The organism is Martelella sp. AD-3 (assembly GCF_001578105.1).
Lineage (GTDB): Bacteria > Pseudomonadota > Alphaproteobacteria > Rhizobiales > Rhizobiaceae > Martelella.
Map to the genome: position 1 here is coordinate 156,398 of NZ_CP014275.1, position 26,162 is coordinate 182,559.

Below are 26,162 nucleotides of genomic sequence, written 5' to 3' on the forward strand. Positions count from 1 at the left end.
GGGGCCTCAGTCTTTCACAAACAGTTTGCGCTCGATATTGCAGAGCGCCTCGGCCGGACCGTCTTCCCTGATCAGAATGGTCTCGGTGATTTCCAGCCCCCAGTCATCCATCCACAGGCCCGGCATGAAATGTAGCGTCATGCCCGGCTTCAGCAGCGTGTCGTCGCTGGTGCGGATGGAGACGGTGTGCTCGCCCCAGTCCGGCGGATAGGCAAGGCCGGTGGCATAGCCGCAGCGGTTCGGCCGCTCGATGCCGACCTTCCAGAGTTCCCGTTCCATCGCGGCGGCAATGTCGCCGGCGCGGTTGCCGGCGCGCGCCGCCTCGATACCGGCGTTGAGCCCGGCAACGGCGGCATCGGCGGCCGCCTTCATGTGGTCCGGCGGCGTGCCGAAGAAGATGGTGCGCGACAGCGGCGCGTGATAACGGCGGTAGCAGCCCGCCTGTTCGATGAAGGTTGCCTCGCCCATGCGGAATTCATCGCTGTTCCAGGTGAGGTGCGGCGCGGAGGCATCGGCCCCGGAAGGCAGAAGCGGCATGATGGCGGGATAGTCGCCCCAGGCATCGTCGACGCCGTCGATCGCCGTCTTCATCAGTTCGCCGACGAAACGGTTCTTTTTCATGCCCGGCTCGGCAATCTCCATGGCATGCGACATCACTCTGTCGGAAATCTTCGCGGCCTTGCGCATGAAGGCGAGCTCCTCGTCCGACTTGACCACGCGCTGCCAGTCGACAAGACCGGAACCATCGATGATCGTCGCCTCGGGAAGGCCTTCGACCAGCGCCTTGTGGCCGGCGGCGGAATAGTAATAGGCGGTCATCTCCACGGCGATGCGGTTTTTCCCGTGGCCGAGTTCCCGGATCTTGTCGGCCAGGTCGTCCATGGGGTGGCAGCCGGCGGCCTGCACATAGCGGTCGGCGTAATAGATGATGTGGTCCTCATCGATATAGGAGGTGCGGCGCGCGCCGTTGGCATCCATCAGCCGGCCCCACCAGAACGGCATGCCGGTCGGGGTCACCAGCACGGCCTGATCGACGTAAAAAGACCAGCCGTCATAGCCGGTCAGCCAGTTCATGCCGGCCGGCGCGGTGACGACCAGCACATCGATGCCCCAGGCCTCCATCGCCTTGCGGGTCAGCGCCAGGCGGCGGTCATATTCGGATCGGGAGAAAGGCAGCGCTGGCATGGTTCCCTCATTTTATTTGTGCACAACAGACGCAGGCGATCAGAAAAAAGCGTAAAATGAAACGAAAATCGACAAATTTAGGCCCGTTTCCGGGTTGACTTTCATGCATTGTCGCACTGTTGTATACAACACGTTTTCCATGTCCGGCGCAACAGGTTTCAAACGTCAAAAACATCCGGACGATGCAGTTCTTCAAACACCCGCACCGCGAGGACAAAGATGCTCACCAACGACCAGCTCGACCGTTTCGACCGCGAGAATTTCTTTCATCCCTCGACCCATCTCGCCCAGCATGCGCGCGGTGAAAGCGCCAGCCGCATCGTCAAGACGGGCAAGGGCGTGTTCATCGAGGACCGCGACGGCAAGACGCTGCTGGATGCCTTCGGCGGCCTCTACTGCGTCAATGTCGGCTACGGACGCGAGAGCATCATCGAGGCGATCGCCGAGCAGGCGCGGGAGCTTGCCTATTACCACGCCTATGCCGGCCACGGCACGGAAGCGGCGATCAACCTTGCCAAGATGGTGATCGACCGCGCGCCGGAGCACATGTCCAAGGTCTATTTCGGCCTGTCGGGTTCGGATGCCAACGAAACCAACATCAAGCTCGTCTGGTATTACAACAATATTCTCGGCCGCCCGGAAAAGAAGAAGATCATCTCGCGCTGGCGCGGCTATCACGGCTCCGGCCTGATGACCGGTTCGCTGACCGGCCTTCCCGGCTTCCAGAGGAAGTTCGACCTGCCGCTGGAGCGGGTGTTCCACACCACCGCACCCTATTATTTCCGCCGCGACGATCTTGCCATGAGCGAGACCGATTTCGTCGCCCACTGCGTCGCCGAACTGGAACATCGGATCGAGCGCGAAGGCGCCGACACGATCGCCGCCTTCATCGGCGAGCCGGTGCTCGGAACGGGCGGCATCGTGCCGCCGCCGGCAGGCTATTGGGACGCCATTTCCGCCGTTCTCGAAAAGCACGACATTCTGCTGATCGCCGATGAGGTCGTCACCGGCTTCGGCCGTCTCGGCAGCATGTTCGGCTCGGCGCATTTCGGCCTGAAGCCCGATCTGATCACCATCGCCAAGGGGCTGACATCCGCTTATGCTCCGCTTTCCGGCTCCATCGTTTCTGAAAAGATGTGGAAGGTTCTGGAACAGGGCACCGACGAGAACGGCCCGATCGGCCATGGCTGGACCTATTCCGCGCACCCGATCGGGGCTGCCGCCGGCGTTGCCAATCTGAAGCTGATCGACGAATTGGGCCTCGTCAAGAATGCCGGCGAGACCGGCGCCTATTTCCTGGCCGCCATGAAGGACGCGCTGGGCGAGCATGCCCATGTCGGCGATGTGCGCGGCGAGGGCATGTTGCTCGCCGTCGAATTCGTCAGGGATCGCGAGAGCCGCACCTTCTTCGAACCGGAGGAAAAGATCGGCTACAGGCTGGCCGCCGCCCTTCTCGCGGAAGGCGTCATCGCGCGCGCCATGCCGGAGGGCGATATTCTGGGCTATGCCCCGCCGCTGTGCCTGACCCGTGAAGAGGCCGACCGGATCGTCGCCGCGACGAAGAAGGCGGTGACGGCGGTTCTCGGCTGAGGGCAGGGCGTCGGAAGCGCCGCAGAGGGCGGTATTCCTCTCGCGGCAGGAAGCATTGGTCGTTCAGACTGTTGGCAGACGGCCCGCGCCGGGTTTGCAGCGTCTGTTCATGCTCAATCACGCTCGTCGATGCGTTTCACAAGCGCGTCGACGAGCGTGTCGTCGAGATAATGCGGGCCGTCAAAGAGATAGAGCGCGTATCCCTCCATGAGGGCGATTTGCGGCATGAGCTCCTGCACCGTCGCGGGCCGGAAGCCGCCCTGGGGGAGCGGGCGAAAGGCTTCGGCGATGACGCGCAGGCGATCCTTGCCGAGCCGGGCGGAAAGCGCGTCGGCATAGTCGCGCGCCGTCTGCGGGGAGCGCGCCGCGACGCCGGCACCGTCCTGGAAGAAGACGCCGACATCTGCCGGCAGCCAGGTCGAAAGCCAGTCGGCAAGGGCCTCGCCGCCGATATTGCTGTTGTCGTAAACGCTGATCCAGAGCGGGCGCGGTAGAAGCGCAAGCGCCTTTGGCATCACCTCCGCCGCCTCCTTCCAGGTCGGGTCCACCTCGACCGGAAAATAATAGCCCTCGACCGCGAGCGGCGGTTTCTTGCCTGCAATGGCGGCCGAGGTCCTTGCCAGCTGCAGCGCGTTCTCGCGCGCTTTCTTCTCGTCAAAATCGCCGGCAAGGCCGAGCGTGACATGCCGGGCCCAGGGCTCTTTGGCGATGCGCCGCCAGTCCGGCATCTGCGTGGGCGCCTTCCCGCCAGTGCCGCGGGCAAAACCGATACCGTCGACAAGGATCCACTGGATGAGAAGATGGTCCGCGCCGAGACGCTGCCATTCGCCTTCGGGCTTAGCGGTCGCATCGTCGACCTGCCAGACGATGCCGGTGACCGGTCCGTCGATAAGCGCCGCGCGGTGGCCGGGCGACAAAATGAGGAAGCGCCCCAGAAGAAAGGCGCCGCCCAGCAAGAGCACGGCCGGCAGGACCCTGAACAGGCGTCGGGTCATATCATCAGATTGAGGGAAGCGAACCATCCGCGCGCCCTGTCATCGCCGCCGAGCCTTGCCCGGTACTGGCCGTTGATATCGATATGCGACATCGGCGCTTCGTACTGCGTCTGGCGGAACCAGTAGCGCAGATTGATCCCCGGTCCCGCGCCCAGCGCGAACTCCGTCGCATAGGTGTTATTGTAGTCGGCCGCGATGCCGATATAGGGCGTGACGATGAGGGTCCCGTCGTCGTTGAGCGCGAAGCTGCGGCCAAGGCTCGCATTCGCGAGGGCGAAATCCTCGTCGCTGTCGAAATAGCGGCCCGCCTCGCCATAATACCAGCCCGTCCACCAGGCATCCGAACCGGGCATCAGGTCGGTGTTGAACCCGTCGGAGATGGCGGCGCGCACCAGCGTGTCGTCGCGGCTGTAGCGCCCGATCTTGAAGTAGCGCGCGGCTTCCAGCGCCAGGTTGAGATTGGTAAACGGCTTGACGCGCACGCCCGCCGCTCCCTGCATGGTCGATAGCCCGACAGCGCCGCCGAGCGAATCGTAAACCGTGGTGAACTGGCGGACAAAGAGATCGACCGTGCGCCCGTCCCGGTAGCCGATGACCGGAGGTCGCCAGAACACTTCCGAGCCGAGCTGCATGCTGCGCCCGGCAGACGCCGGCGGCGTGATGTAGCCGTCGGAAATGCCGGTGCTGCCGTAAAAGAGGCCGATATTGGCGCCCCAGCGCCGCGAAATGTCCGAAACCTCGCGCCTGAGGCTGAAAAGTCCTTCCGGCGACAGGGAGAGCCTGCCGGCATCCACCTCGTCGATGGCCCGTTTCAGCCAGGAGACCGCATCCTCGTTGTGGTAATCCCGCCTTGCGGCATAGGCCGCGTCAATCAGCTGGCTGCCGTCAAGATCGCCGGCCTGATAGGCCTTGCTGAAGGCGTCATAGGCAAGCGCGCGGTCGCCGAGGCGGGCGGCGAGATAGGCGGTTTCCGTCGGACCGATCGGCGCGAGAACGCCGTCCCCGGCGGCAGCGCGCAGGCCCGCGCGGGCGCGCCGGTTTTTGCCCTCGGCCATCAGCAGGTCGAGCCCGGCAATGGCCACATCCGCCTGCTGCCTCTCTCCCTTCGCCAGACGTTCCGCCTGTTCAAGCGCGGTCGCGGCGGCGGTGAAGCTCTCCATCGCGGTCAGCGCCTTTGCCCGCGCCAGCCAGACGGCGGCATCCGGGCTATCGCCGAGGGGCATGAGCGCCTGATAGGCGGTTTCGGGCGCATCCGTCGCCATGGCCGCTGCGGCGAGGTTGAGCCGGAGACCGGTCTCGTCCGCGGTTTCACCGGGCAGGGCGAGCGCCTGTTCAAAATCGGCGCGCGCGCCGGTCTGGTCCCCGAGCGCCTGCCGGATGACGCCGCGCTGGCCGAGCAGCGTGCGGTCCGGACCGAAGCGGGCGATCGCCGCATCGACGACGCGCAGCGCGTCTTCCCGGTCGCCGTTGCGATTGAGGACATCGACCAGCAGCACCTGATAGGAGCGGTTGCCGGGCGCGTGGCGCGCCGCCTGCCATGCGGGCCCAAGTGCTGCTTGCGGATCATCGCGCCGCAGCGCCGCATAGGCTTTTTCGGCGGCTCTTGCCGCCGGCGAGGCGGCGGCCGTTCTCGCCTTCATCTCCGCCAGGGCCTTTTCGGCATTGTCGAGAAGCGCGCGATAGTCATCATTGTCCGGCGCAAGCCGGACGGCATCTCCGGCATTGATGACGGCCTTGCGGTATTCGCCGTTCTCGTAGGCGCGGTAGGCGGCATCCGCTGCCTTGTAAGCGGGGTCTTCTGTTGCGGGGAGAGCTGCTTCAGGGGGCTCTTCCGGCGCTGCCGCGACAGGGCTTTGCGCCGCCTGCGCCGTCTGCCCGTCCCGCTCCTGCCTGATGCCGGCAGCGCGCTCGGAAAGCCGGCGGACGGCCTCGGCGTCGAGGCCCGGTTCGGCGACCGGTTCCGGCGGCGTGGGTTCGGCCTCCGCCGCTTCTTTGGCGGCCGCCGCCTGTCGTGCCCGCTCCTCGGCAAGGGCGGTTCTCGCATTGTCGAGCAGGGTTCGGTAATCATCGATTTGGGGCGCCAGCCTGACAGCTTCCTCGGCGGCGGCAACGGCCTCGGCATACCGGCCGCGCTCGAAGGCGCGATAGGCCGTGTCGGCGGCCTTGTAGGCGGGGTCGTCGGTGGACAGGGGCGCGTCCTGCGCGTCTTCCGCCGCGATCTCACCGGCTTCTTCGTCCGCTTCCTCTTGTGCGCGGCCTTCCCTGATGGCGGCGGCCCGTTCGGCGAGGAGGCGAATGGCATCGTCGTCAAGCTCGGGATCGATTGTCGCCTCGGAGACTGCCGCCGCATTGGCGGCCTGATAGACCTCGGTGGCGGGGGCCGGCGTCGCAGCGACGGGGTCCTCTCTGATCTCGCCGGCCTTGGCGGCAAGCTGACGCCGGGTCTCGGCATCGACATCCGGGTCGGAAGCGGCAAAAAGCGCTGCCTCCCGCGCTTCGCCGTTGCGGCCTGCGGCGAGGAGGGCTTCCACCAGCGCCAGCCTCAGTTCGCCGGCATCCGGCCTCTGCCGGATCGCTTCCCTGAGATCCGCGATCGCCCTTTCGGCATTGCCGTCGGCAAGCGCCTGCCTGGCGTTTCGGTAGAGAAGAAGCGGCGGGCCGGTAAGCGGCAGATATTCGATCCTGACGGTGGCCGCGCCTGCTGTCGTCTCCTGCGCCGCGACGGGCGCCACGGTCTGCACGACCATTGCCGCGGCGATCAGCAAGGGGAAGGGCCGGAAAGCCTTCATGACCGGGCCTCCCCTTCGCTCTCGGTCGCGTCCGGCCTGGCGTCCTGTCTTTCCCGCGCCCGGGCTATGCGGGCGCGCTGCTCCTCGAGCGCGTTTTCGATCGCCTCCCTGAAGACGACGTCCCGGTCGACGAGATAGGAGCCGATCAGCCCGTCACGCTCGGGCTGGTAGTCGACAAGCGCCTTCTGCAGCACATCATTGGAAATCGCCCCGTTTTCGACCAGGATTTCGCCAAGCAGGGGAATATTGGCCTCGATACGTTCCTCTCTTGAGGGTTCCCTGTCGCGGCCTTTCGATGCGAGCAGGCGCAGGCCGCCGGCAAGCACCCGGTCGCGCACGACAAAATAGCGCGGTTCATAGCCGAGGCGGTTGGCGATCGCAGCCAGCGCGTTCTCGGCTAGCGGAAAGGAGGTTGCGAGCGCCAGCCTGTCGCTCTCCTCGTCGACCACCGGCAGAACCCGGTAGGCAAACAGGAAATCCGGCCTAAACCGGTCGCGCGCGGCGACCAGTTCCTCTTCCGTCACGGTGATCAGGTCGAGGCCGGACTGGAAGGCGACGGCCTCGGCCAGCACGTCTTCCTCCAGCCAGCCCTCGTCCAGAAGGATGCGGCCGAGCGGCACGCGCCTGGCCTTCTGCGCTTCAAGCGATGTTTCAAGCTGGGCGGCGTTGATGGCGTGCCAGGAGACCAGCAGGTCGCCCAGTTTCGTCTTGCGGTCCACCAGACCGTCGCCGGTCGGGAAGTCATGCATGGTCTTGTCCCAGACCAGGCGTTTGCCGGTGAAGAGGTGGTTGAGATACTGGTTCCATGCCCGCGCCATCGCCATGAAGTTCACGAAATTGCCGACGATGATGCGCGGGATGGACAGGAGGCCGTGTTCCCAGCCGAATGTGCGCGCGGTAAAATAGAAGCGCTGCGAAATGCGCAGGAAAAGGGCCACGGCGTTCAGGATCAGGACAAGCCCGACCCAGCCTTCGACGGCAAGGAGCGGCGGATAGCCGCCCGGAAGAAGCCCGAATGTGAAGCCGAGCTGGAACAGGATATACTGGAACGCGAGGACATAGGCGAAGACGGTCACGAAGGTGGTGACCATGCCCTTGCGGTCGCGCAGCATGAAATAGCGGTCGATGAGCGAACCGTGCCAGCCGAAATAGGCCCAGCCCTGAAAGCAGATGCCGAGCGACCAGCGCGCCTTCTGGCGGTATGAGGTGCGGAAGGTATTGGGAAAATATTCCTGGACGCACAGCGCCATCCGCACGGTCATGTCCTTTTCGGGGCCGAAGCCGAACCAGGTCCTGCGCTTGACCTGGTAGTCGACCGGAAAACGGGCGAGGATGGAGCGCATGCCGTGCTCGGCGAGCCGCATGCCGATATCGTAGTCCTCGGTCAGCGTCTGGGTGTTGAAGGTCTGGTTGCTGTCTTCGGCCGAAAGCGTCAGCAGCGCCTTGCGTGAGAAGCAGGTGCCGACCCCGGCCGACGGCACCATGCCGGAAAGCGCCTCGCGCACGACGATGTCCTTGCCGTGCCATTCGGCGAATTCATCCATGTAGACGCCGGCGACGAGATCGGACCAATGCCGCTCCAGCGAGTTGACCGGGATCTGGATGAGGTCGATGCGCGGCAGCAGATAGTTGAAGAAACGCAGCTCGAGCGGGTGCAGGACATCCTCGCTGTCATGAAGGATGACGCCGGCGAAGGATATGCCGTGCCGCTCCTCATGGGCAAAGATCGCCTGCACCACCCAGTTCAGGCAGTCTGCCTTGCAGGTTGGCCCGTCATGCGGCACCTCCACGCGCACGAGCTGGCGATAGCGCCGCCGCATGCGTTCCACCTCGTTGATGGTCGCCGCATCATTGCGGTAGGTGCCGACGAAGACCGTATAGTGGCGATAGTCGAGCGTGCCGACCATGCCCTCGATCATCGCCGCGATCACGTCGCTTTCGAGCCAGGCCGGCACCATGATGGCAATGTGCTGTTCGGGGCGGCCCAAAAGCTGGTCCGGCGTTAGCGGCTTGTAGCGGCGCTCGACGGTGAGGCGCCGCTTGATGGTGCGCAGGTAGAAGACGGCGTCGATGAACAGGTCGTCGACGCAGGAGACGAGGATGATGACGGCGACGGCCGCCGTCAGATATTCCAGCACCCGGTAGTAGTCGGCGATCAGATAGGGCCAGTAGAGCTCCATGCTTCCTCCCGGCCCCGCTCAGCTCTTGTCGTCTCGCTTGCGCCGCTTGGCCAGGCGGGCAAGCAGCATGAGCAGGACGAAGCCGCCGAGAATGAGCGCCGTCATCAGGACCGGCACCTGGCGGAACCAGAAATCGGTATCGGTGAGCAGACGCCAGGAGAAGCTGAACGGCTTTTTGGTCAGGCGGTCGGGTTCGGTGTTGCGCGGCAGCGGCCGGCCGCTGGTCCTGACCTCTGCCAGAACGCCCTCCGAGCCGATGACGGCGACATCGCCATGCCTGAGCCGGAGCGGCTTTGTGATCAGCGGCCCGACGCCGTCCGCCGAATAGGTAAGGCCCGGCTCGTCGCCGCCGGTTTCCGCCTGCAACAGGGCGATATCGGACAGGCCGGTAGCGTCGAACAGAGTCGTGCCCTTCGCGGTCGTGATCTGGACGGTATTGCCGTCGACGCTCGCGCGTTTGCGCACGCCCTCCACCGCCACGTCGAGGAACAGGAAAGGCCTGTCCGGTTGCGGGTAGGCGGGTCTGTCGGCCACGCTGAAGCCGGCGCGATCGGGCGCGATGCCGCTGGCATCGGCCAGCGCGATGAGGTTCGGCAGCGTCGTCAGCGCGTCTTCGAGCCAGCTCTTGTTGACGACGACGAGGCTGTCGCCCGCGAGCCTCGCGGACACGCTCGAGAAGTCTACCGCTTCAGGGGCGGGCGCGAGTTCGACATAGCTGTCGGGCGATATCGAAACGGGATAGCCCTGCGGCAGTTCCTGGCAATCGCCGGGTGCCGGCTGGCGCTGGACCCGCACGACGATCGTATTGCTCGGCAGCAGCGTGTAGGCGGGGACGGAAACGGAAATTGCCTCCGGCATGCCGTCGGCCTCAAGCTGTTTGGCGCCCAGAAGCATGTCGTTGAGGAAGACCGAGGCCACCGGTCGCGTCGCGGTTGCGCCGGGCGCGGCGGAAACGAAGACATGAATGTCTGATGGCACCATGCCGGGCGGAATATCGCCGCCGAGATCGGCCGTCGTTGACCACTCGCCAAGCCCCACGACGCTGAAATTGCTGTCGGAATCGCCCGGCGGAAGCAGGGCCATCGTGTCACCGTCGGCCATCGGCAACCGCGCCGTGCGGACGACCATGTCGCCGGAGATCGCGGTGCGGCGCCACCAGGTGCTGAAAAGGCCTGCGGCTTCCCCGGCGCCTTCCGGCTGGACGGCAAGCACCGGCTCGCCGCCGACAAGACGCATGCTGTAGGAGCCCTTCTCGAGCGGCAGCGACAATGTCTCCCGTTCCGCGACAAGCGCCTGGAATGCCTCCCCGGCAGCCGGGTCGGCAGCCGCAAGCTCTGCGCCGATCGCCTTCAGCGCGGCGTCGATTTGCGCGGAAAGCGTCTCTCCGGCGATCGCGATGTCCGCCTGTATCCCGGTGGCGGAGAGCACGAGAAGCGCGCCGATCTGGGCCGGATCGTCGATCTCGACCAGGCCGCCGTGCGAGAATGCTGCAAAGCCCGGGACGCTTTCGAGCGCCGCGGGCACCGTGATGGAAGAGGCGTCGACCGTGTCGCCGCGCGCCGGCAGCGCCTTCAGTTGCAGGGTCTTGCCGGCTCTTTCCAGCGCCACGCCCAGCCGCCAGGCCGCGTCGTAGCTCTCGCTGTCAAGCGTGTTGCCCGCGACCAGGAGCGTCACGGTCTGCTTGAACGCGGCAAACGCGCTGGAAACGGTCTTGAGGTCGGCGGCGTTGTAGCTGTATTCCAGAGAGGTATCGGGATGAACGAGCAGCCGGTTGCTGTCCGGCCCGGTGCCGTAGCAATAGAACTGCCCGACCAGGGGCTGCCAGGCAATGCCGAGCCGCACGAAGCCGTCCTCGCGCGGGGCGCCGTCAACGCCGATGTCGAATTGGGTCTTTCCCCTTTCGCCCTCCGGCGAGCGCGCGGCCACGGCATAGCCGTCAAGCGAGAGGATATAGGTGGTCTTGCCGCCGTCGCCCCGCAGATAGGTGCCGTCGAAGAACAGGCTCGGCTCGATCAGCGGCACGCCGGCCGGAACCGGGATGAAGATCTCGCGGTTGACCCGGTTCGCCGAGAACGAGAGCGGTTCGGTGATGCCAAGGTCGCTCAGTGTTACTGTCCGGGTGACGATGTCGCTTTTGCCGAGCGCGCGGAGCGCATCGGCCACCTCGCCAGCCTCGGTCGTTCCCTGGCTTGACAACAGGAAGAGGCTCCCGATAGCGACGGACAATGTGGCTTTGCGGCCAGCACTGTTTCTGCGAGTTGTCATATCGTCAGCTCCCTTCGGCGCTTTCGGCATTTCGCTTTGTCATTGCGCCGCCTTCGGGTCGAAAGGAGAGACCGGCCGTCCCGCCAGCGCGTCGGCGATGCGTCCGGCGGCCCTGCCGTCTCCGTAGGGGTTGATGACGCGGGAAAAGCCTTGATAATGCGCCGCGTCATCCAGAAGCCTTTCGGTTTCCGTGACGATCCGCTCCGTCTCCGTCCCCACCAGGATGACGGCGCCGGCGGCCACGGCCTCCGGCCGCTCGGTGACGTCGCGCATCACCAGGACCGGCTTGCCGAGCGAGGGCGCCTCCTCCTGCACGCCGCCGGAATCCGTCAGGATGATTTCGGCCCGCGTCATCAGATAAACGAAATCCAGATAGGCCAGCGGGTCGATGAGATGGACATTGTCAAGCGTGCCGAGCAGTTCATGCACCGGCCCCGAGACATTCGGGTTGAGGTGCACCGGATAGACGATCTCGATGTCGTCGCGTTTTGAAAGCCGTGCCAGCGCCTTGCAGATATTGACGAAGCCGCCGCCGAAGCTTTCGCGCCGGTGCCCCGTGACCAGAACCAGCCGACGACCGGGGCTGAGGAAGGTGAACCGCTCTTCGAGCGTGTTGCGAAGGCTTGCGTCCTTGCCAATGCGGCCGGCCGTCTCCTTCAGCGCGTCGATAACCGTGTTGCCGGTGACGATGATGCGGCCGCCGAGATGCTCGCGTTCGAGGTTTTCGGCGCTCGAAGCCGTCGGCGCGAAAGCGAGTGATGATACCACGTCGATCACCCGGCGGTTCATTTCCTCCGGCCAGGGCCTTGAAAGGTCATAGGTCCTGAGCCCCGCCTCCACATGCCCGATCTTTATGCCGCGGTGGAAAGCGGCAAGGCTCGCCGCCATCGCCGATGTGGTATCGCCGTGAACCAGCACGCAATCGGGCCGCACCTCTTCCAGAACCGCGTCAAGGCCGGCGATGACACGGCAGGAAAGGCTGTTCAGCGTCTGGTTCGGGGCCATGACGGCAAGGTCGAAGTCCGGAACGATGCCGAAGAGGTCAAGCACCTGGTCCAGCATCGCACGGTGCTGGCCTGTGACGCAGGTCACGCCGGTGATAGCTCTGTCGCGCGCGATCGCGTTGACGACCGGGGCCATCTTGATCGCTTCCGGTCTGGTGCCGAATACGCAGAGAACTTTCACAACATGATTTCCTTAGATACCCGGCCCGCCGCGATCGCCGTGTCCTGCATCCGGTGCGGATGGCGTCCCCGGCCGGCGATGACGCCCGAGACTGCCAACCGAACCGGCGCAGCAGCGCAATACCGATACTTTTCGATATGATTTTTAGGCGGTCATGGTTAATTATCGGTTACGCAGCCATCGGCGCTCAATGCAACCGCCCTGTTCGCGCGCTGTCGCGGGCGCGAAACGGGTTCGCGGTCCGGCATCCCGCGCCTTTCGGCGGAAACGGCCGGCGAGACCCCTGTCAGCGTTGAGTTCGCCTCGTTTTTCGGTTACGGTTTTTGCTGCATGGCCTTGAGCGCAGGCTCGGGCGGGGGAGATGCGGGGATAGAATGACAGTGCCTTATCGCTGGTTCAGCCAGCGGCGGAAAGTGAAAGACCGGAGTTGGCCGTGCAATCACTGGCGCGGTTTCCTCGTCGGGACGTTGGGCATGGTTCTCGTTGCCTTCGCGATCCTCGACTATCCGGTCGGGGTCATGAGCAAGCAGCTTGACCCGCTCCTGCACCAGTACGGCAATCTGCTGACCGATTTCGGCAAGTCGGACTGGATCCTGATCGTCAGTTTCCTCGCCATCGTCGTCGGTCTCGGCGCTGCCGGTACAGGCGACCGGCGCACGCGGGCCAAGGGCGTCTTCCTCGCCCAGGCCTCCAGTTTCGTCTTCGCGGCCATCGCCTTTTCCGGCATCGCCGTCGCCCTCATCAAGAACATGATCGGCCGCGCGCGCCCCAACATGCTCTATCATGAGATCGGCCCGTTCGCCTTCAGCCCGATGCAGTTCGATGCTGATTTCGCCAGCTTCCCCTCGGGCCATTCGACCACGATCGCCGCGATCTTCACCTGCGCCGCCTTCTTCATGCCGCGCCACCGCGTGATGTTCTTCAGCCTCGCCGTCATATTCGCCATGTGCCGCACGATTGTCGGCGCGCACTATCCGAGCGACGTCATCGCCGGGCTTGCCTTCGGCGCGTGGTGCACCTACCTCGTCGCGATCTTTTTCTCGCGTTATCGCCTGGTGTTCAGGATCGACGACGGCGGCTGGCCGGTGCCGCGCAACAGCATCAGGGCGCTTAAACCGGCGTTCATGCAACACCGCCATCCACCCGCTTCCAGGCAAACAGACCTTGACTTGCGGGCGCAAAAGGGCCATTAGCCTTCGCGGTTAAAGGACACGCATGGATGCTGCAGTCGATACGTCAAAGATCGGGCGATATCACCCTGGCGCTGGGCGCCGGCGGCGTTCATGCATCCGCAATTCTCACCGAAACGGCCAAGAAAACGACGACGAAAACCGTCTGACGTCTCTGGCCCTGCCGCTCTCTCCCCGGCCCGGCCGGGGACGGGAAGGCGCCGTCAAGGCCGCTCTTCCGCTCCCGCCCACCAGGAGGAGAGAAACGAAAGAGAGCTAAATCATCATGGGTTTCAAGATTGCAGTCGCCGGCGCCACCGGCAATGTCGGGCGCGAAATGCTGTCCATCCTCGCAGAGCGCGGTTTCCCGGCCGATGAGGTCGTCGCGCTCGCTTCCAGCCGTTCCGTCGGCAAGGAAGTCTCCTTCGGCGACAAGACGCTGAAGGTAAAGAACCTGGAAAATTACGATTTCTCCGACACCGATATCTGCCTGATGTCGGCGGGCGGATCGATCTCGCAGAAGTGGTCGCCGAAGATCGGCGCCCAGGGCTGCGTCGTGATCGACAATTCGTCCGCCTGGCGTTACGACGCCGACGTGCCGCTGATCGTGCCGGAGGTCAATCCCGATGCCGTCGAGGGCTTTACCAGGCGCAACATCATCGCCAATCCGAACTGCTCGACCGCCCAGCTCGTCGTCGCGCTGAAGCCGCTGCATGACGCGGCGACCATCAAGCGCGTCGTGGTCTCCACCTACCAGTCGGTCTCCGGCGCGGGCAAGGACGGCATGGACGAGCTGTTCAACCAGACCCGGGCCGTCTTCGTCGCCGATCCGATCGAGAACAGGAAGTTCACCAAGCGCATCGCCTTCAACGTCATTCCCCATATCGACGTCTTCATGGAGGACGGCTACACCAAGGAGGAATGGAAGGTTCTGGCCGAAACCAAGAAGATGCTGGACCCGAAGATCAAGGTTACCTGCACCGCCGTGCGCGTTCCGGTCTTCATCGGCCATGGCGAATCCGTGAACCTCGAATTCGAAAAGGAGATCACGGCCGAGGAAGCCCGCGAGATTCTGCGCGAGGCGCCGGGTTGCCTTGTCGTCGACAAGCATGAGGATGGCGGATACGTCACCCCCGTCGAATGCGCCGGCGAGGACGTCACCTATATTTCCCGCATCCGCGAGGACGCGACCGTGGAAAACGGCCTGGCAATGTGGGTGGTCTCCGACAACCTGCGCAAGGGCGCGGCGCTGAATGCCGTCCAGATCGCCGAGCTTCTGGTGGCCCGCAACCTGGTCAAGCCGCGCGCGACCGCCTGATCGGGCGGGAGAGTGCTGCAGTCTGCGAGACGGCGTCGGGAGACCGGCGCCGTTTTCCGTTCTGCCCTCTCCGCGCTACCGCGCCCGTCGCAGACGCGCGGAAAGCGCCTCGATATCCTCCAGCACCGCGCGGCGGACGGGCATGGGCCTGTTCGCGTTGCGCCGGCGGGCGGCATACCGTCTGGCAGACGGCAGGCGGGCGCCCGTATCGGTGATCCCTGCAAACAGGCCTTCCGCCCTTGCCGCGTTTTCGGCGACCGCAGAGCCGAGGAAGGAAGCCGGGTCGAAGGCCAGGATCAGTTCGCCATGCATGGGAACCACGCCCGCGCCTTCATCATGGGCAAGGGACTGCGCGCTTGTCATGTCGCCGATCAGCGGGCCGGCGAGAAGCTCGATCATGGCCGAAAGGGCCGAACCCTTGTGACCGCCGAAGGTCAGCATGGCGCCGTCGATGGCGGCCATCGGATCGGTCGTTGGCTCGCCCGCCGCATCGACCGCGACGCCCGCGGGCAGGGGCGAATTGGCGCGGCGGTGCAGCTCGAGATCGCCGCGGGCAATGGCCGAGGTGGCGAAGTCGAAGACGAAGGGGTCTTCGCCGGGGCGGGGCCAGCCGAAGGCGATCGGGTTGGTGCCGAAGGCGGGACGCGCGCCGCCGGCAGGCGCCACCCAGGCATGGCTTACCGTCATGGCGAGCGCAACGAGGCCCTTGTCCGCGATCGCCTCGATCTCCGGCCAGAGGGCGGAGAAGTGATAGCAATTGTTGATCGCCAGCGCAGCAAGCCCCGCCGTCCTTGCCTTTTCGACAAGATGCGGCAGGCCTGCCTCGAACGCCGTCAGCGAGATGCCGCGGCGGGCATCGACGCGCACGATCGCCGGCGCCCGGTCATCGACCGCCGGCGTCGCCTTCGGGTCGACCTTGCCCCTTTCCGCAAGCTCGGCGCAGGAGAGCAGGCGGTAAAGCCCGTGGGAATGGCATTCGTCGCCCTGCGCAAGCACCGTTGACGCGGTGATGGCGCGCGCATGGTCGGGGCCATAGCCCGCAAGGCGCATCACCTCCTCGCCCAGTCTTGTTGCCGCCTCGCGCGTGATCGTGGTTTCGTCGCCGGACATCATGCTCCTTTCGCCGGTTTGGGTTGCGGATGCCGGCGTGCCTGACGGCCAGATCGAACGGATCTCGCCCAGCGGGTGGATTTTCGGCAGGCTGCCGAGCGCGACAAGCTTACAGCATCGGCCCGAAAATCGGAATCGATTTTCGGAAAGCACGATGCGTAGCTTCAATAGGTTAGAGCGTCCTTTGTGCATCCGAATGGATGCACGGCGCTCTAGGCAGGCGGCAGGCGCGCCGCAAGGCGAAACACCTGCGGGCCGCCCGGAAGGGAACGATCGCGCGGGGCCGGATCCGGCGTCCGCAGAGAAAATGTTTGACCATCAGGTAAAATTTTTATAAACTTATGATTGCAACCTCGGCGAAGGCGGGTGATCTGGTATTCATCCGGCTCCGGAAAGCCGGGAGCGCGGCAGATGCCGATACGGGCATGCTGCCCGCGCCTGCGAGGCGACTGGAAGTGCGAGGAAACGCCCGGTTTCCCTGTGCCCTCGCCTTCCGAAGGCAGGCTTGAGATGAGCAAACCTCGTATCGTTGCCGATCATGGTTCGGCCTACAACGTCCTTGGTGATCTTTCCCTCGTTTTTCCCGCAAGTTGTGGTAACGCCCGGTTTACCAGGACGCGTTCAACCAGAAGACCGAATACCGATTTTCCCTAGCGCACCGGCCCGAAAATCGGACTCGATTTTCGGAAAAGCACGATGCGCCGATTGGATAGGTCAGAGCATCCTTTGTGCGTCCGAATGGACGCACGGCGCTCTTGCGCGCCGCGGCGCGCGCGGGCAGCCTCCACGGGTCCTTGAGGCCCTCGTCGGCGACGGCCAAGCCGAAACCCCCAGCAACCGGCCTGGGCGGTCACCCGCAGCGCAGCCGGTCGCCGCGCTTGCCGGCCATTCCGCATAACCGCGAAACGGCGAATTGAAAATCCGGCGGCGCCTTGAAGAGCGCTTTCGGGGGCGGGCTTCTGCGATCGCCCGCCAGGCACGCGGAAAAGACCGCGCGCCCTCTGGAGACCGCAGGGGGACAGGGCCTCGTTCCCTGGAGAATAACCGCCCGCATCTCCCCGGAAGCTGGAAAAGGGGCTGGATGCAAAAACGGAACAAGATAGCCGATCCCCGGCGGGATCTGGAGGATATGAAGATGAGAAACCAGTTCTGGACCGATATCCTTGGCGAAGACCAGACAAAGACGACCCAAGGCAAGGGCAAGACCCAAAACCCGGCGTTGATCGGCGATGCCGAAAGCAATGCCTCCGGCGCGCGATCTCATGACGGCTGGCAGCATCATGCCGACGACCGTTTCGTCGCCGGTCCGTCGGCGCTTGCGACAGACGCGGGCGCCAACGGGGAAAAGGCCGGCCATGACCGGCTTATCCCCGTCGAGGGGCTGGAATTTGCCGCGCAACCCGACGCGTTTACCTTCGAGGACAGCGCGCGCACTGCGTTCCATGCCGTCACCGACGATCCGGCGCTTGACGTGTCCGCCGACCCTTTGGCGCCCGCGGCCTATGCCGGCGCTCAGGCCTATTCAAACGGTGAAATCTATTTCCCAGGCGGCGGCATCACTGTCACGGCAGCTGACAGCGGAAGTAGGTTCCCGGACGCCGCAAATATCATCAGATTTGATAGGGCTAGTCAGTCTGTTTCGGTGTGGGTCGACGCTGCTTGGTCTGGACAAAGCTATCATTATGTGAACGGGCAGCCACGTTGGTTTGATGATGCCTTGATGAAATATAGTGCTCCTGCGATGGACGGGTGCGGTCCGTACTTCTATTCTCAGGTAGGCGATATACATTACGACAAAGACACCATGTATGGCGCGAAAATGTATTTCGGAGGCCTGAAGGATTACCTGGAAATAAAGGACGGCGATACGACAGTCGGGATTTTTGCGCATATGGGCGGAGGCGATGACGAACTGCACTGTGAAAATGCCGATGCAATGCCATTCGCCTACTTCAATCTCGGTGAAGGAAACGATACCGCAGTTATAACAGGCACGGCAACAGACAGCAGTAGATCCGGCGATCCTCTTTTGACCAATGTCGTCATCCACGGCGGAGGCGGTAATGACCGGATTTCCTATGAAAACGGCGGAAATGCTTTCATCTATGGCGATGAGGGAGACGATGTTTTTGCCTTCTCATTCGGGGACTGCAAACGATCCGGCATTGCTGATGTCTGGGGGGGCGACGGGCGTGACGTCTTCATTTCCCAGCAATTGATTGGCGAAGATTTCCTGCTGAATCCAAAACAGCCGATCAATTTTCAGTGGTGGGCTGTCACATTGGGGTACGCGATCCAGGATTTCATAGGCGCTATACCCCTGAAGCCGGTGGGGCCTAAGTTTGAAGCACCAGCGCTCAATGTTTTGACGATGTGGATGCGGCAGGCACTCCGTATCGGCGAATTGATAAACAACGGCGGACATGCGGGCGAAGACAAATACAGCAAGCTTGATACCCTGACCTATCTTCGGATCAATGATTTTGATCCGAGAGAAGACCTGTTTACGCAAAGGTTCGAGAACCAGATGTCCCATAATACGATCGGGAGCCTGTCTGTCGAAGGCGGCATGCTTCACGTCCGTGATTCCACAAACAGGGAAATTGCGAAAATCATACTCGACAGTGGGGTTGCTGCAGATCTCAAGAGCATCGCTTCGGCGCATGGGGAGGATACTTGTACGAGTGTAGAATCGTATCTTGAACAGGCCATACTCGAATCGATCCGTTGCTCAAGTATCGCTTACTTGATGGAAGGCAATGATATTAAGGCTTGTATCAATACAGACGGTGTTTTGAGTTACAACCATTTCCAATCGATGGGTTACGATGTCGCGTCTATATACAGCAAGTTCGGTTTGTACGATGATTGGATGAACCTGAAAAAGGGGATGCAGCAAGGCGACACCCTGATAAATTTTGGCGCGCTCGGCGCTGTCCAGGGTGGAGCGGGGTTCGTCGGCCCCGATGGACACAGATATTACGTTGCGGTTGGTTCGAACAATGGCGATCTGATTTACGGCAGCGTGAACTCTGATTGGAACGATGATGGGGCCGAGGGCTGCAGGGCGGAGCAAACGGATACCCGCTCCACCTTGTTGAGCGATATTTTTGGCCTTGGCGGAGATGACATCATTCTGGGCACCAGCTGGGTTGATCACATCTATGGCGGTGAGGGGAATGATCAGATCAATGGCGGCGGCGCTAATGACGTCATTTATGGCGATGAGGGCAATGACATCATCTATGGCGGTGACGGCAACGACACCATCTACGGCGGCGGTACGAAGGGAGCGGACAGCCTGAACTCTGGCTGGCCCGCCTTTGACTGTGACACCATCTACGGCGGCGCCGGAGACGACGTCATCTATGGCGACGCGGGGTATTGCTTCAACGATTGGGATTTTTGCAACGACACGATCTATGGCGGTCTGGGAAATGACACGATCAATGGCGGTATGGGAAATGACATGATCAATGGCGGCGCAGGCAATGACAAACTCAGCGGCAGCGTCGGAAATGACACGTTCGTCTTTGACGCATTTTTCGGCCACGACACGATCTTTGATTTTCAGAGGGGACTAGACAAGATCGACCTGAGCCAGGTTGCCGAGCTCGACAGCTGGAGCGAGTTGGTGAACCATCTCGGTTACGACACCGACGTCGAGGGCCTCGGCTATTGCGCGGTGATCACGGATGGCAGCGGAAACGAGATCGATATCGCGCTTGCCGCCGGCCAGCACCTCGCCGCAAGCGATTTCATCTTCGCCTGATGGGCGGAGAAACCTGATAATGGCGGCGCGGACCGGCCTTCGGTCCGCGCCGTTTTGCATGATACGGGGATGGCGGCGGCGTTCACCCGTCAGGCATCACCGCCGATGTCCCGGCTTCGGCGGCCGGGCGGGCGCTTTCGAACCGCCTCGCGTCAGGTCCGCGCCGGAGCGCGCCGGCGGTCACATGGCGGTTTCGGCTGATCTTCCCTCGAAGTATCGACGTCTGAGGGGCGGCGGCAATCGGTCTTCGGGGAACCGCGTTCAGTCCTCGCGGAAGGCCATATCGAAATAGTCGGTCATCGGCTTCAGCAGGTAGGAGACCGGGCTGCGGGCGCCGGTCCGGATGAAGGCCGTGACCGGCATTCCCGGCTTGATGCCGAGCGTTGCGGCCGCCTCTTCGGAGGCCGGGTCGAGCGCGACCTCCACCCGGAAATAGGGCGTGCCGGTCTTTTCTTCCGTCAGGACGTCCGCGGAAACGGTCCGCACGGTGCCGAAAAGCTCCGGAGTCGACCGGCTGTTGAAATTCGGAAACTTGACCTGCGTTTCCTGTCCGGCAGCGATCCGGTCGATTTCGGCGGGCGGGACCCGAAGCGCCAGAATGGCCGGCTCATCGTCCGCGGCGATGGCGGCAATCTCGGCGCCCGGCTGGATGACGCCGCCAATGGTGAACACTTTCAGGTCATACACCGTTCCGTCCATTGGCGCGCGCAGCGAAAGCCTGCCATATTCCTTCTCGACGACATTCAGTTTCTCTTCCAATTGCGCGAGCTGCGGCTGCGTCTCGGCATATTCCTGCTGTGCGGCAAGGCGTGCATCGGTCTTCACCTTGAGCAACTGCACGGCGTAGCCGGCGAGCTTCCCGTTGACTTCCGCGATCTCGGCCTTCAGATCGGCGATCTCGGCTTCGATCGTGGCCGCCTCGTGCTTCATGCTGGAAACGCTGTTCATCTGGGCCAGACCGCGATCAAGCAGCCCCTGGTAGCGGCCGATCTCCTGCTCATCGATGGCAAGGGCCTTCTCGAATGCGGCGATCTGTTCGCGGTCGGCGGCGATGACGGCTTCGGCCTGCGTCTGCTGTTCTGCAAGCTGTCGCTCCATCAGGGCGTTGGATTCCGCCTGGACATCGAACACTTTCCGTTCGTCCTCCAGCACGGATTGGTAATCCGGATTGGCCCTCGCCCCGGCGACGAGACCGGGAGAGAAGGCGAGTGCGCCCGCGCTCTGCACCTGCGCGCGCGCCCGCTCCAGCCTGGCCCTGGCCTCGAAGATCTGGCGGGAGAGGATCTTCCGCTGGCCGTTGAGCTCGCTGTCATCGAGGCGGACAAGCTGCTGGCCGGCCTTGACTGCCTCGCCGTCGCGCACGTCGATCTCGGCGACAATGCCGCCATACTGGTGCTGGATGACCTGGCGGCGCGCCTGCGCCTCGACCTGCCCCGCGGCGATAACGGCGCCGTTGATGTTCATCGTGATCCCCCAGACGGCAATGCCGCCGAGACCGAGCGCGAGCGCGACGAAACCCGTGACGAGGAATTTTTTCGGTGACAATCTGTCGGACATCTCAATGACCCCCTCCGGCAACGACGTTCGGCATGTGCGTGCCGGCGATGCGGCTCAACACCTCGTCACGCGGGCCGCAGGCGCGCACGTGCCCCTTCTCGAGCACAAGCACAGAGTCGCATTCCGCCAGCGCGGAAGGGCGGTGGGACATGAGGATGACGGCACGGCCATCGGCCTTGGCTTCGGCGATGGCGCCGTTCAGCGCGCGCAGCCCCTCGTCGTCGAGGCTGGCATTCGGCTCGTCGAGCACGAGAACCAGCGGCTCGCCGTAAAGCGCGCGCGCGAGGCCAAGTCTTTGGCGCTGCCCTCCGGAAAGCAGGCTCTCGCCCTCCGTCAGGAGGGTGTCGTAGCCCATGGGCAGATCGAGGATCATCTGGTGGGCCCCCGCCTTCTGCGCAGCGCGCACGACCGCGTCGGGATCGGCGTTCTCGTCGAAGCGGGCAATGTTCTGCGCCACGGTTCCCGGAAACAGCGTCACGGTCTGCGGCAGATAGCCCAGATAACGTCCGAGCGTGTCGGACGGATATTCATTGATGTCGGCGCCGCCGAGACGGATGATGCCGGCGGCCGCCGGCCAGATCCCGGTGAGCGCGCGCGCCAGAGAGGATTTGCCCGCCGCGCAGGGCCCGATGACGGCAAGGGCCTTTCCCGGCGCGACGGAGAAGGTGACGGCATGCAAAACCGGCTTCCGCTCGCCGGGAGGCACGACGGTCGCCGCCTCGACATCGACCTTCGCTGCGGGGCGCGGCAGGGGCATATGCTGTGTTTCGTCTTCAACGGCGCCAAACATCAGCGAGAGGTTTTTCCAGGCCTCCCAAGCGCGCTGGATCAGGCCCCACTGGCCGATCACCTGCTCGATCGGCGCGAGCGCCCGGCCGAGCAGGATGGAACAGGCAATCATTGCGCCCGCCTGAAAATGGCCCGCGAGAACGAGGACTGCGCCGAGACCCAGGGCCGCGGACTGCAGCAGCTGCCGAACCGCCTTGGAGGCCGACGTCAGCCGGCCGGAAATGTCCGAGGTCGCAAGATTGGCTTCGAGCGAGGCCGCGCGAAGGCGCTTCCAGCGCGCCAGAAAGGGATCGACCATGCCGAGGCCGAGAATGGTTTCAAACTGCTTGCGCGTACGCTCCGTTTCCGCATCCGCTTCAAGCCTGATCGCATGTGCGTCTGCGTTTTTTCGCCTGGTCAGCCACTGGTTGGCGACCGCCAGCGCGGTGACGACGAGCGCTCCGGCAAGACCCAGAAGCCCGAGCCAGACGCTGAAGGCGAACATGATGGTCAGAAAGAACGGGACCCAGGGCAGATCGAAGATTGCTCCCGGCAGGGGCGAGGCGAGAAATCCCTGTATCGTCCCAAGGCTGTTGAGCGCCACGGCGGGCTTTTGCCGTTCCGACGGCAGCCGCGACTGCTTGAGGACGATCCGGAAAGCCCGTTCGTCCAGCCGATCCTGAAATCGGGCGCCGACGCGGGCGAGGACCCGGCTGCGGGCATTATCGAGAATGCCCATCATGAGATAGAGCAGGACAACGAGCGCGAAGAGCGCCAGCAGCGTTGCCCCGGAATGGCTGGGAATGACGCGGTCATAGACCTGCAGCATGAAAAGAGTGCCGGTCAGGGCGAGAATGTTCACCACGGCGCTGAAGACGGCAACGCCGCCAAGGGCCCTGGAGGAAATACCGATTGCGGCCAGAAGTTCTCTGTTTTTGTTGATTTTTTTCTTCAACATCGACACATCCTCTTGTCTTGGGAGAGGCGACTGCGCCAGCGATGCCGTCTTTAAAACAGTCCCGCGCTCCGTCTTGATGGCGTTCCCGTCCTTCGTTCCGCCGACGACGAAGGAAGGGTTTAGCGGCCGGGCGGGATTTTTACCATGACGATAGGCGAGGCGCATGCAAACAACCCACGCGTGCTTTTTCTGCCATGGTCATGGCAATTCTGAGGCGGCCTTGCCGCGGCGGTTTCAAGAGCCTGTCGATTTCGGCGGGGACGGCGCGGGCAACGGGCTTGGCTGGAGCGCCGGGCATCCATCCGCACCCGCACGGGAGGCGCCCCCATATTGCGTTTCGGTATCGTGCGTGCCGACAAGCTTTTCCTGCTTTCGGGCCGATGCGCCGGTGAGGAGGGCGATGTTCAAAGAGCACGCCAGTCCTGCGTCTCGCAGGTGGCAAAGGCACCCGGCACGCCGGCCTTGCGTGGTCTATCGCGAATATCGTGTCCTGAAGCGGAGGACCGTGCAAACCACCGACAACCCGTTCGAAACGAGTTTGTCACCCATGTCTTGGGGACAATCCGTTACCTATGTCTTTGGACTGCATAAAAAGGGTTCTGGTAGCGGGAGAGGGACTTGAACCCCCGACACGCGGATTATGATTCCGCTGCTCTAACCACCTGAGCTACCCCGCCAAACCGGACCTTCATATCTGCTCTGCCGCTTGGGGCAGCGTGAAGGACGATGTTCCCGGGCAGCGCTTGACCGCGCGGGACGGGGCGTTCTTAGGGCCTTCGCCAATGCGTGTCAAGCAGGTTTGGCGCAATTTTCGGGGCGTGCGAAAGGGGGCGGACGGAGCCCGGATTCAAGGGCCGGCCGGGCGGCGCGATCGCCTGAAGCCCGCCGACGCTGCCGCTGCCCGGCAAGGCCTGCGGCGCCCGGACCCTTCGCCTCCTTCAGCGCGTCGGCGGGGCCCGGTATTCTTTTCTCGAAATGCGCTTAAAAAAGGCCTATATGGGCCGGACGAAGGAGCAGAAATGGCGCGTATGAACAAAAGCGAAGACTGGCAGGGGCGGCATGCTCCGAGCCTTGAGGCAATCGAAGCCCTGGCAATCGAGGCCTATGCCAAATTGCCCGAGCCTTTCCGCGCGCTGACCGGTGATCTCGTCGTCGAGATCGCGGATTTTCCAAGCGATGACGTGTTCGAGGACATGGCGCTGGAAACGCCTTTCGATCTGCTGGGACTTTTCGAAGGGCGCGGCATTTCCGAGCGGTTCACCATGGAAACCGGCGAGATGGTCAACCGCATCACGCTCTATCGTCGCCCGATTCTCGATTACTGGGCGGAAAACGAGGAAACCCTCGGCGACATCGTCACCCATGTCCTGATCCACGAGATCGGGCATCATTTCGGCCTGTCGGACGACGATATGGAGCGGATCGAGGAAAGCGCCGACGCGGACGACGTCCGGCGTTGAGCGGCGCCGTCGTTCTTCTCTGACGATGCATCGCGCCCGACCCGGTCAGGCGCCCTGATCCACCCTTAAAGACGCTTTCAAGCAAAACGGCTCGATGAATGACGGCTGGACAGGCTTTGCCGGGTTGCTCAGTCAGGCCGGGCGAAATCGCCGGATTTGTTGTCCATCACCCACAATTCGCCGGAGGAAATGTCGAACCATGCGCCGCAGAGCTTCAGCTTGCCCTGTTTCTCCGCCGCTGCGACATTGGGGAAGGAGCGCAGATTGGAGAGCGAGTTGCGGATCGAGATGCGTTCCAGCGCCGTCTGCCGCTCGCCGGCTGTCATGGCCGAGTTTGCATTGATCTGTTCGGCCGCAGGTTTGAGCAGCGTCGTCCACTTGCCGATGAAATCGCCGGGCGTCAGTGGCTCGGCTTCCGGTGAAAGGGCGGCGTGGATGCCGCCGCAGCGACCGTGGCCGAGCACGACGATATTCTTCACCTTCAGCCCCTCGACAGCGAATTCCAGCGCCGCCGAGGTGCCGTGATACTGGCCGTCCGGCTCATAGGGCGGCACCATGTTAGCGACGTTGCGGACCACGAAGAGCTCGCCCGGGCGGGCGTTGAAGATCATTTCCGGCGCGGCGCGGCTATCGCAGCAGGCGATCACCAGCGTCTGCGGCTTCTGACCTTCCTCGGCCAGTGTCCTGTAGCGCGCGCTCTCTTCGACATAGCGTCCGGACATGAAGCTCCTGTAGCCGTCGAGAAGGGATTTGGGAAACGCGTCCATCTGTCTTGATCCTCATTCTTTCGCGCATCGCCGCGCATCATTTTCTTCTACGGTGCCTGGCCGGATGCATCAATTGACGAAGGCCAACTTTTGCAAAAGGGGCCGTAAAACCGGACGTGTTGCGTTCAAGCTGCAGCTCGTCGGCGCCCTCGCGAATGGCGCGCGCCAGAACCTCGTAGACCGACGCCGTTGATTTCTCCAGTGCCTCTGCGGGAGAAAGTGCGGCAAGCCGTGCCGCAAGATAGAGCGCGGAGAACAGGTCGCCCAGTCCGTTGGGCGGGTTTTCCAGCCGTCCGTGCTCGGCCAGCACCGCCTGGCGCTCGTCCACGTAAAGCGCGGCCACGCCGTCCCGGATAAAGGCATGGGCGGAGGTCACGACCACCTCGCGGGGCCCGAGCGCAAGCGCGGCATCCACCGCCGCGCTGTTGTCGTCGATCGGCCGGCCAGTCAGCCAGGAGAGTTCGAACCGGTTCGGCGTGGCGATATCGGCGAGCGGCAGAAGACGGTCGCGGATGGCGGCGGCGGTTTTCTCCGGCACGTAGAGACCCTTCTCGTCGCCGCTCACCGGATCGCAGAGATAGGTGATCCCGGGATTGTCCGCCTTGAGCCCCTCAACCAGCGCGGCGATCGCCTCGGCCTGTCGCGGGCCGGCGATATAGCCGCTGATGACGGCGGAAATCTCGCCGCGCCAGCGGCTCGAGCCGAGCTCCGCAAGCGCCCGGGCGAAGCCGGCATCATCGAATGTCAGCCGGGTGGACGCCCCGTGGCCGGGATGATAGGGCAGGACGATGGTGGGGACGGACCAGGTTGCAAGCCCAAGCGTTTCGAGAGCGAAGACGATCGCCCGGTTGCCGACGGCGCCGCGCATGACATGGCTGGATATGGCGATGACCGCGCCGGTTCTTGCTGTCATTTCAGGTCCTCTGTCGGGTTTGCAACCAGTGCGATCAAAAAAACGGAAATGTTTTGCCATTTGCCTCATTTACGCTCTAAATCGCCTATTGGAGGGCGCTGTCAAGCCAGTGTCATGACGGCGACGTTAAAGGTCGAAGAGGGCCGGGACAACAAGGCGGCTTCAAATGCCGTTCCCGGCG

General features: G+C 63.6%; 16 protein-coding genes and 1 tRNA gene. 5 read left to right on the plus strand and 12 right to left on the minus strand.

The window, feature by feature from the left end:
• Window positions 1–6: 6 nt before the first annotated feature.
• Entirely contained in the window at window positions 7–1,185 is a 1,179-nt protein-coding gene (locus AZF01_RS00750; protein ID WP_061449604.1) for a M24 family metallopeptidase, read from the minus strand.
• A gap of 219 nt (window positions 1,186–1,404) precedes the next feature.
• Here AZF01_RS00750 and AZF01_RS00755 point away from each other — a divergent pair, with 219 nt between their 5' ends.
• Window positions 1,405–2,775 carry an aspartate aminotransferase family protein gene (locus AZF01_RS00755; protein ID WP_024708814.1) on the plus strand — a complete coding sequence of 457 codons (1,371 nt, stop codon included), beginning with the start codon at window positions 1,405–1,407 and terminating at the stop codon, window positions 2,773–2,775.
• Between the two features lie 113 nt (window positions 2,776–2,888).
• On the opposite strand, the gene AZF01_RS00760 is transcribed toward AZF01_RS00755, so the two are convergent.
• The 5 genes from AZF01_RS00760 to wecB are packed head-to-tail and all read right to left on the minus strand — an operon-like array spanning window position 2,889 to window position 12,189.
• Window positions 2,889–3,770 carry a hypothetical protein gene (locus tag AZF01_RS00760; protein WP_024708815.1) on the minus strand — a complete coding sequence of 294 codons (882 nt, stop codon included), beginning with the start codon at window positions 3,768–3,770 and terminating at the stop codon, window positions 2,889–2,891.
• The gene (locus AZF01_RS00765; RefSeq protein WP_152534565.1) at window positions 3,767–6,559 is read right to left on the minus strand and encodes a tetratricopeptide repeat protein; all 2,793 of its coding nucleotides are present in this window, start codon (window positions 6,557–6,559) and stop codon (window positions 3,767–3,769) included. Before AZF01_RS00765 ends, AZF01_RS00760 begins: the two co-directional genes overlap by 4 nt.
• Window positions 6,556–8,739 (minus strand): glycosyl transferase family protein, encoded by a 2,184-nt coding sequence (locus AZF01_RS00770; protein WP_024708817.1) that lies wholly within the window; start codon window positions 8,737–8,739, stop codon window positions 6,556–6,558. The genes AZF01_RS00765 and AZF01_RS00770 overlap by 4 nt, the downstream gene beginning before the upstream one ends.
• An 18-nt stretch (window positions 8,740–8,757) precedes the next feature.
• On the minus strand, window positions 8,758–11,004 hold the full coding sequence (locus AZF01_RS00775) for a hypothetical protein (protein ID WP_152534566.1): 2,247 nt from the start codon (window positions 11,002–11,004) through the stop codon (window positions 8,758–8,760).
• Between the two features lie 39 nt (window positions 11,005–11,043).
• On the minus strand, window positions 11,044–12,189 hold the full coding sequence (gene wecB, locus AZF01_RS00780) for a non-hydrolyzing UDP-N-acetylglucosamine 2-epimerase (RefSeq protein WP_024708819.1): 1,146 nt from the start codon (window positions 12,187–12,189) through the stop codon (window positions 11,044–11,046).
• A 473-nt stretch (window positions 12,190–12,662) separates the two neighbouring features.
• Here wecB and AZF01_RS00785 point away from each other — a divergent pair, with 473 nt between their 5' ends.
• Both AZF01_RS00785 and AZF01_RS00790 read left to right on the plus strand, forming a co-directional pair.
• Complete coding sequence (locus AZF01_RS00785; protein WP_051424095.1) at window positions 12,663–13,382, plus strand: phosphatase PAP2 family protein; 720 nt, start codon at window positions 12,663–12,665, stop codon at window positions 13,380–13,382.
• Between the two features lie 262 nt (window positions 13,383–13,644).
• On the plus strand, window positions 13,645–14,676 hold the full coding sequence (locus AZF01_RS00790) for an aspartate-semialdehyde dehydrogenase (RefSeq protein WP_024708821.1): 1,032 nt from the start codon (window positions 13,645–13,647) through the stop codon (window positions 14,674–14,676).
• Window positions 14,677–14,751: 75 nt separating this feature from the next.
• Here AZF01_RS00790 and AZF01_RS00795 read toward each other — a convergent pair whose 3' ends face one another.
• Window positions 14,752–15,786 (minus strand): Ldh family oxidoreductase, encoded by a 1,035-nt coding sequence (locus AZF01_RS00795; RefSeq protein ID WP_197489649.1) that lies wholly within the window; start codon window positions 15,784–15,786, stop codon window positions 14,752–14,754.
• A 1,135-nt stretch (window positions 15,787–16,921) separates the two neighbouring features.
• On the opposite strand from AZF01_RS00795, the gene AZF01_RS24675 reads away from it, so the two are divergent.
• The gene (locus AZF01_RS24675; protein WP_161633045.1) at window positions 16,922–19,558 is read left to right on the plus strand and encodes a calcium-binding protein; all 2,637 of its coding nucleotides are present in this window, start codon (window positions 16,922–16,924) and stop codon (window positions 19,556–19,558) included.
• A gap of 261 nt (window positions 19,559–19,819) precedes the next feature.
• Here AZF01_RS24675 and AZF01_RS00805 read toward each other — a convergent pair whose 3' ends face one another.
• From AZF01_RS00805 to AZF01_RS00815, 3 genes are all read right to left on the minus strand, one after another.
• Window positions 19,820–21,115, minus strand: coding sequence for an HlyD family type I secretion periplasmic adaptor subunit (locus AZF01_RS00805; protein ID WP_036237292.1), 1,296 nt, complete (start codon window positions 21,113–21,115; stop codon window positions 19,820–19,822).
• Between the two features lies 1 nt (window position 21,116).
• Entirely contained in the window at window positions 21,117–22,841 is a 1,725-nt protein-coding gene (locus AZF01_RS00810; protein ID WP_024708488.1) for a type I secretion system permease/ATPase, read from the minus strand.
• Window positions 22,842–23,441: 600 nt separating this feature from the next.
• Window positions 23,442–23,518 (minus strand) — tRNA-Met (locus AZF01_RS00815).
• 342 nt (window positions 23,519–23,860) lie between these two features.
• Between AZF01_RS00815 and AZF01_RS00820 the strand changes: the two genes are divergently transcribed.
• On the plus strand, window positions 23,861–24,301 hold the full coding sequence (locus AZF01_RS00820) for a metallopeptidase family protein (RefSeq protein ID WP_024708489.1): 441 nt from the start codon (window positions 23,861–23,863) through the stop codon (window positions 24,299–24,301).
• Window positions 24,302–24,429: 128 nt separating this feature from the next.
• On the opposite strand, the gene AZF01_RS00825 is transcribed toward AZF01_RS00820, so the two are convergent.
• Complete coding sequence (locus AZF01_RS00825; RefSeq protein ID WP_024708490.1) at window positions 24,430–25,068, minus strand: carbonic anhydrase; 639 nt, start codon at window positions 25,066–25,068, stop codon at window positions 24,430–24,432.
• A gap of 37 nt (window positions 25,069–25,105) precedes the next feature.
• Window positions 25,106–25,981: a pyridoxal kinase gene (gene pdxY / locus AZF01_RS00830; RefSeq protein ID WP_024708491.1), complete on the minus strand. Its 876-nt coding sequence runs from the start codon at window positions 25,979–25,981 to the stop codon at window positions 25,106–25,108.
• Window positions 25,982–26,162 lie beyond the last annotated feature (181 nt).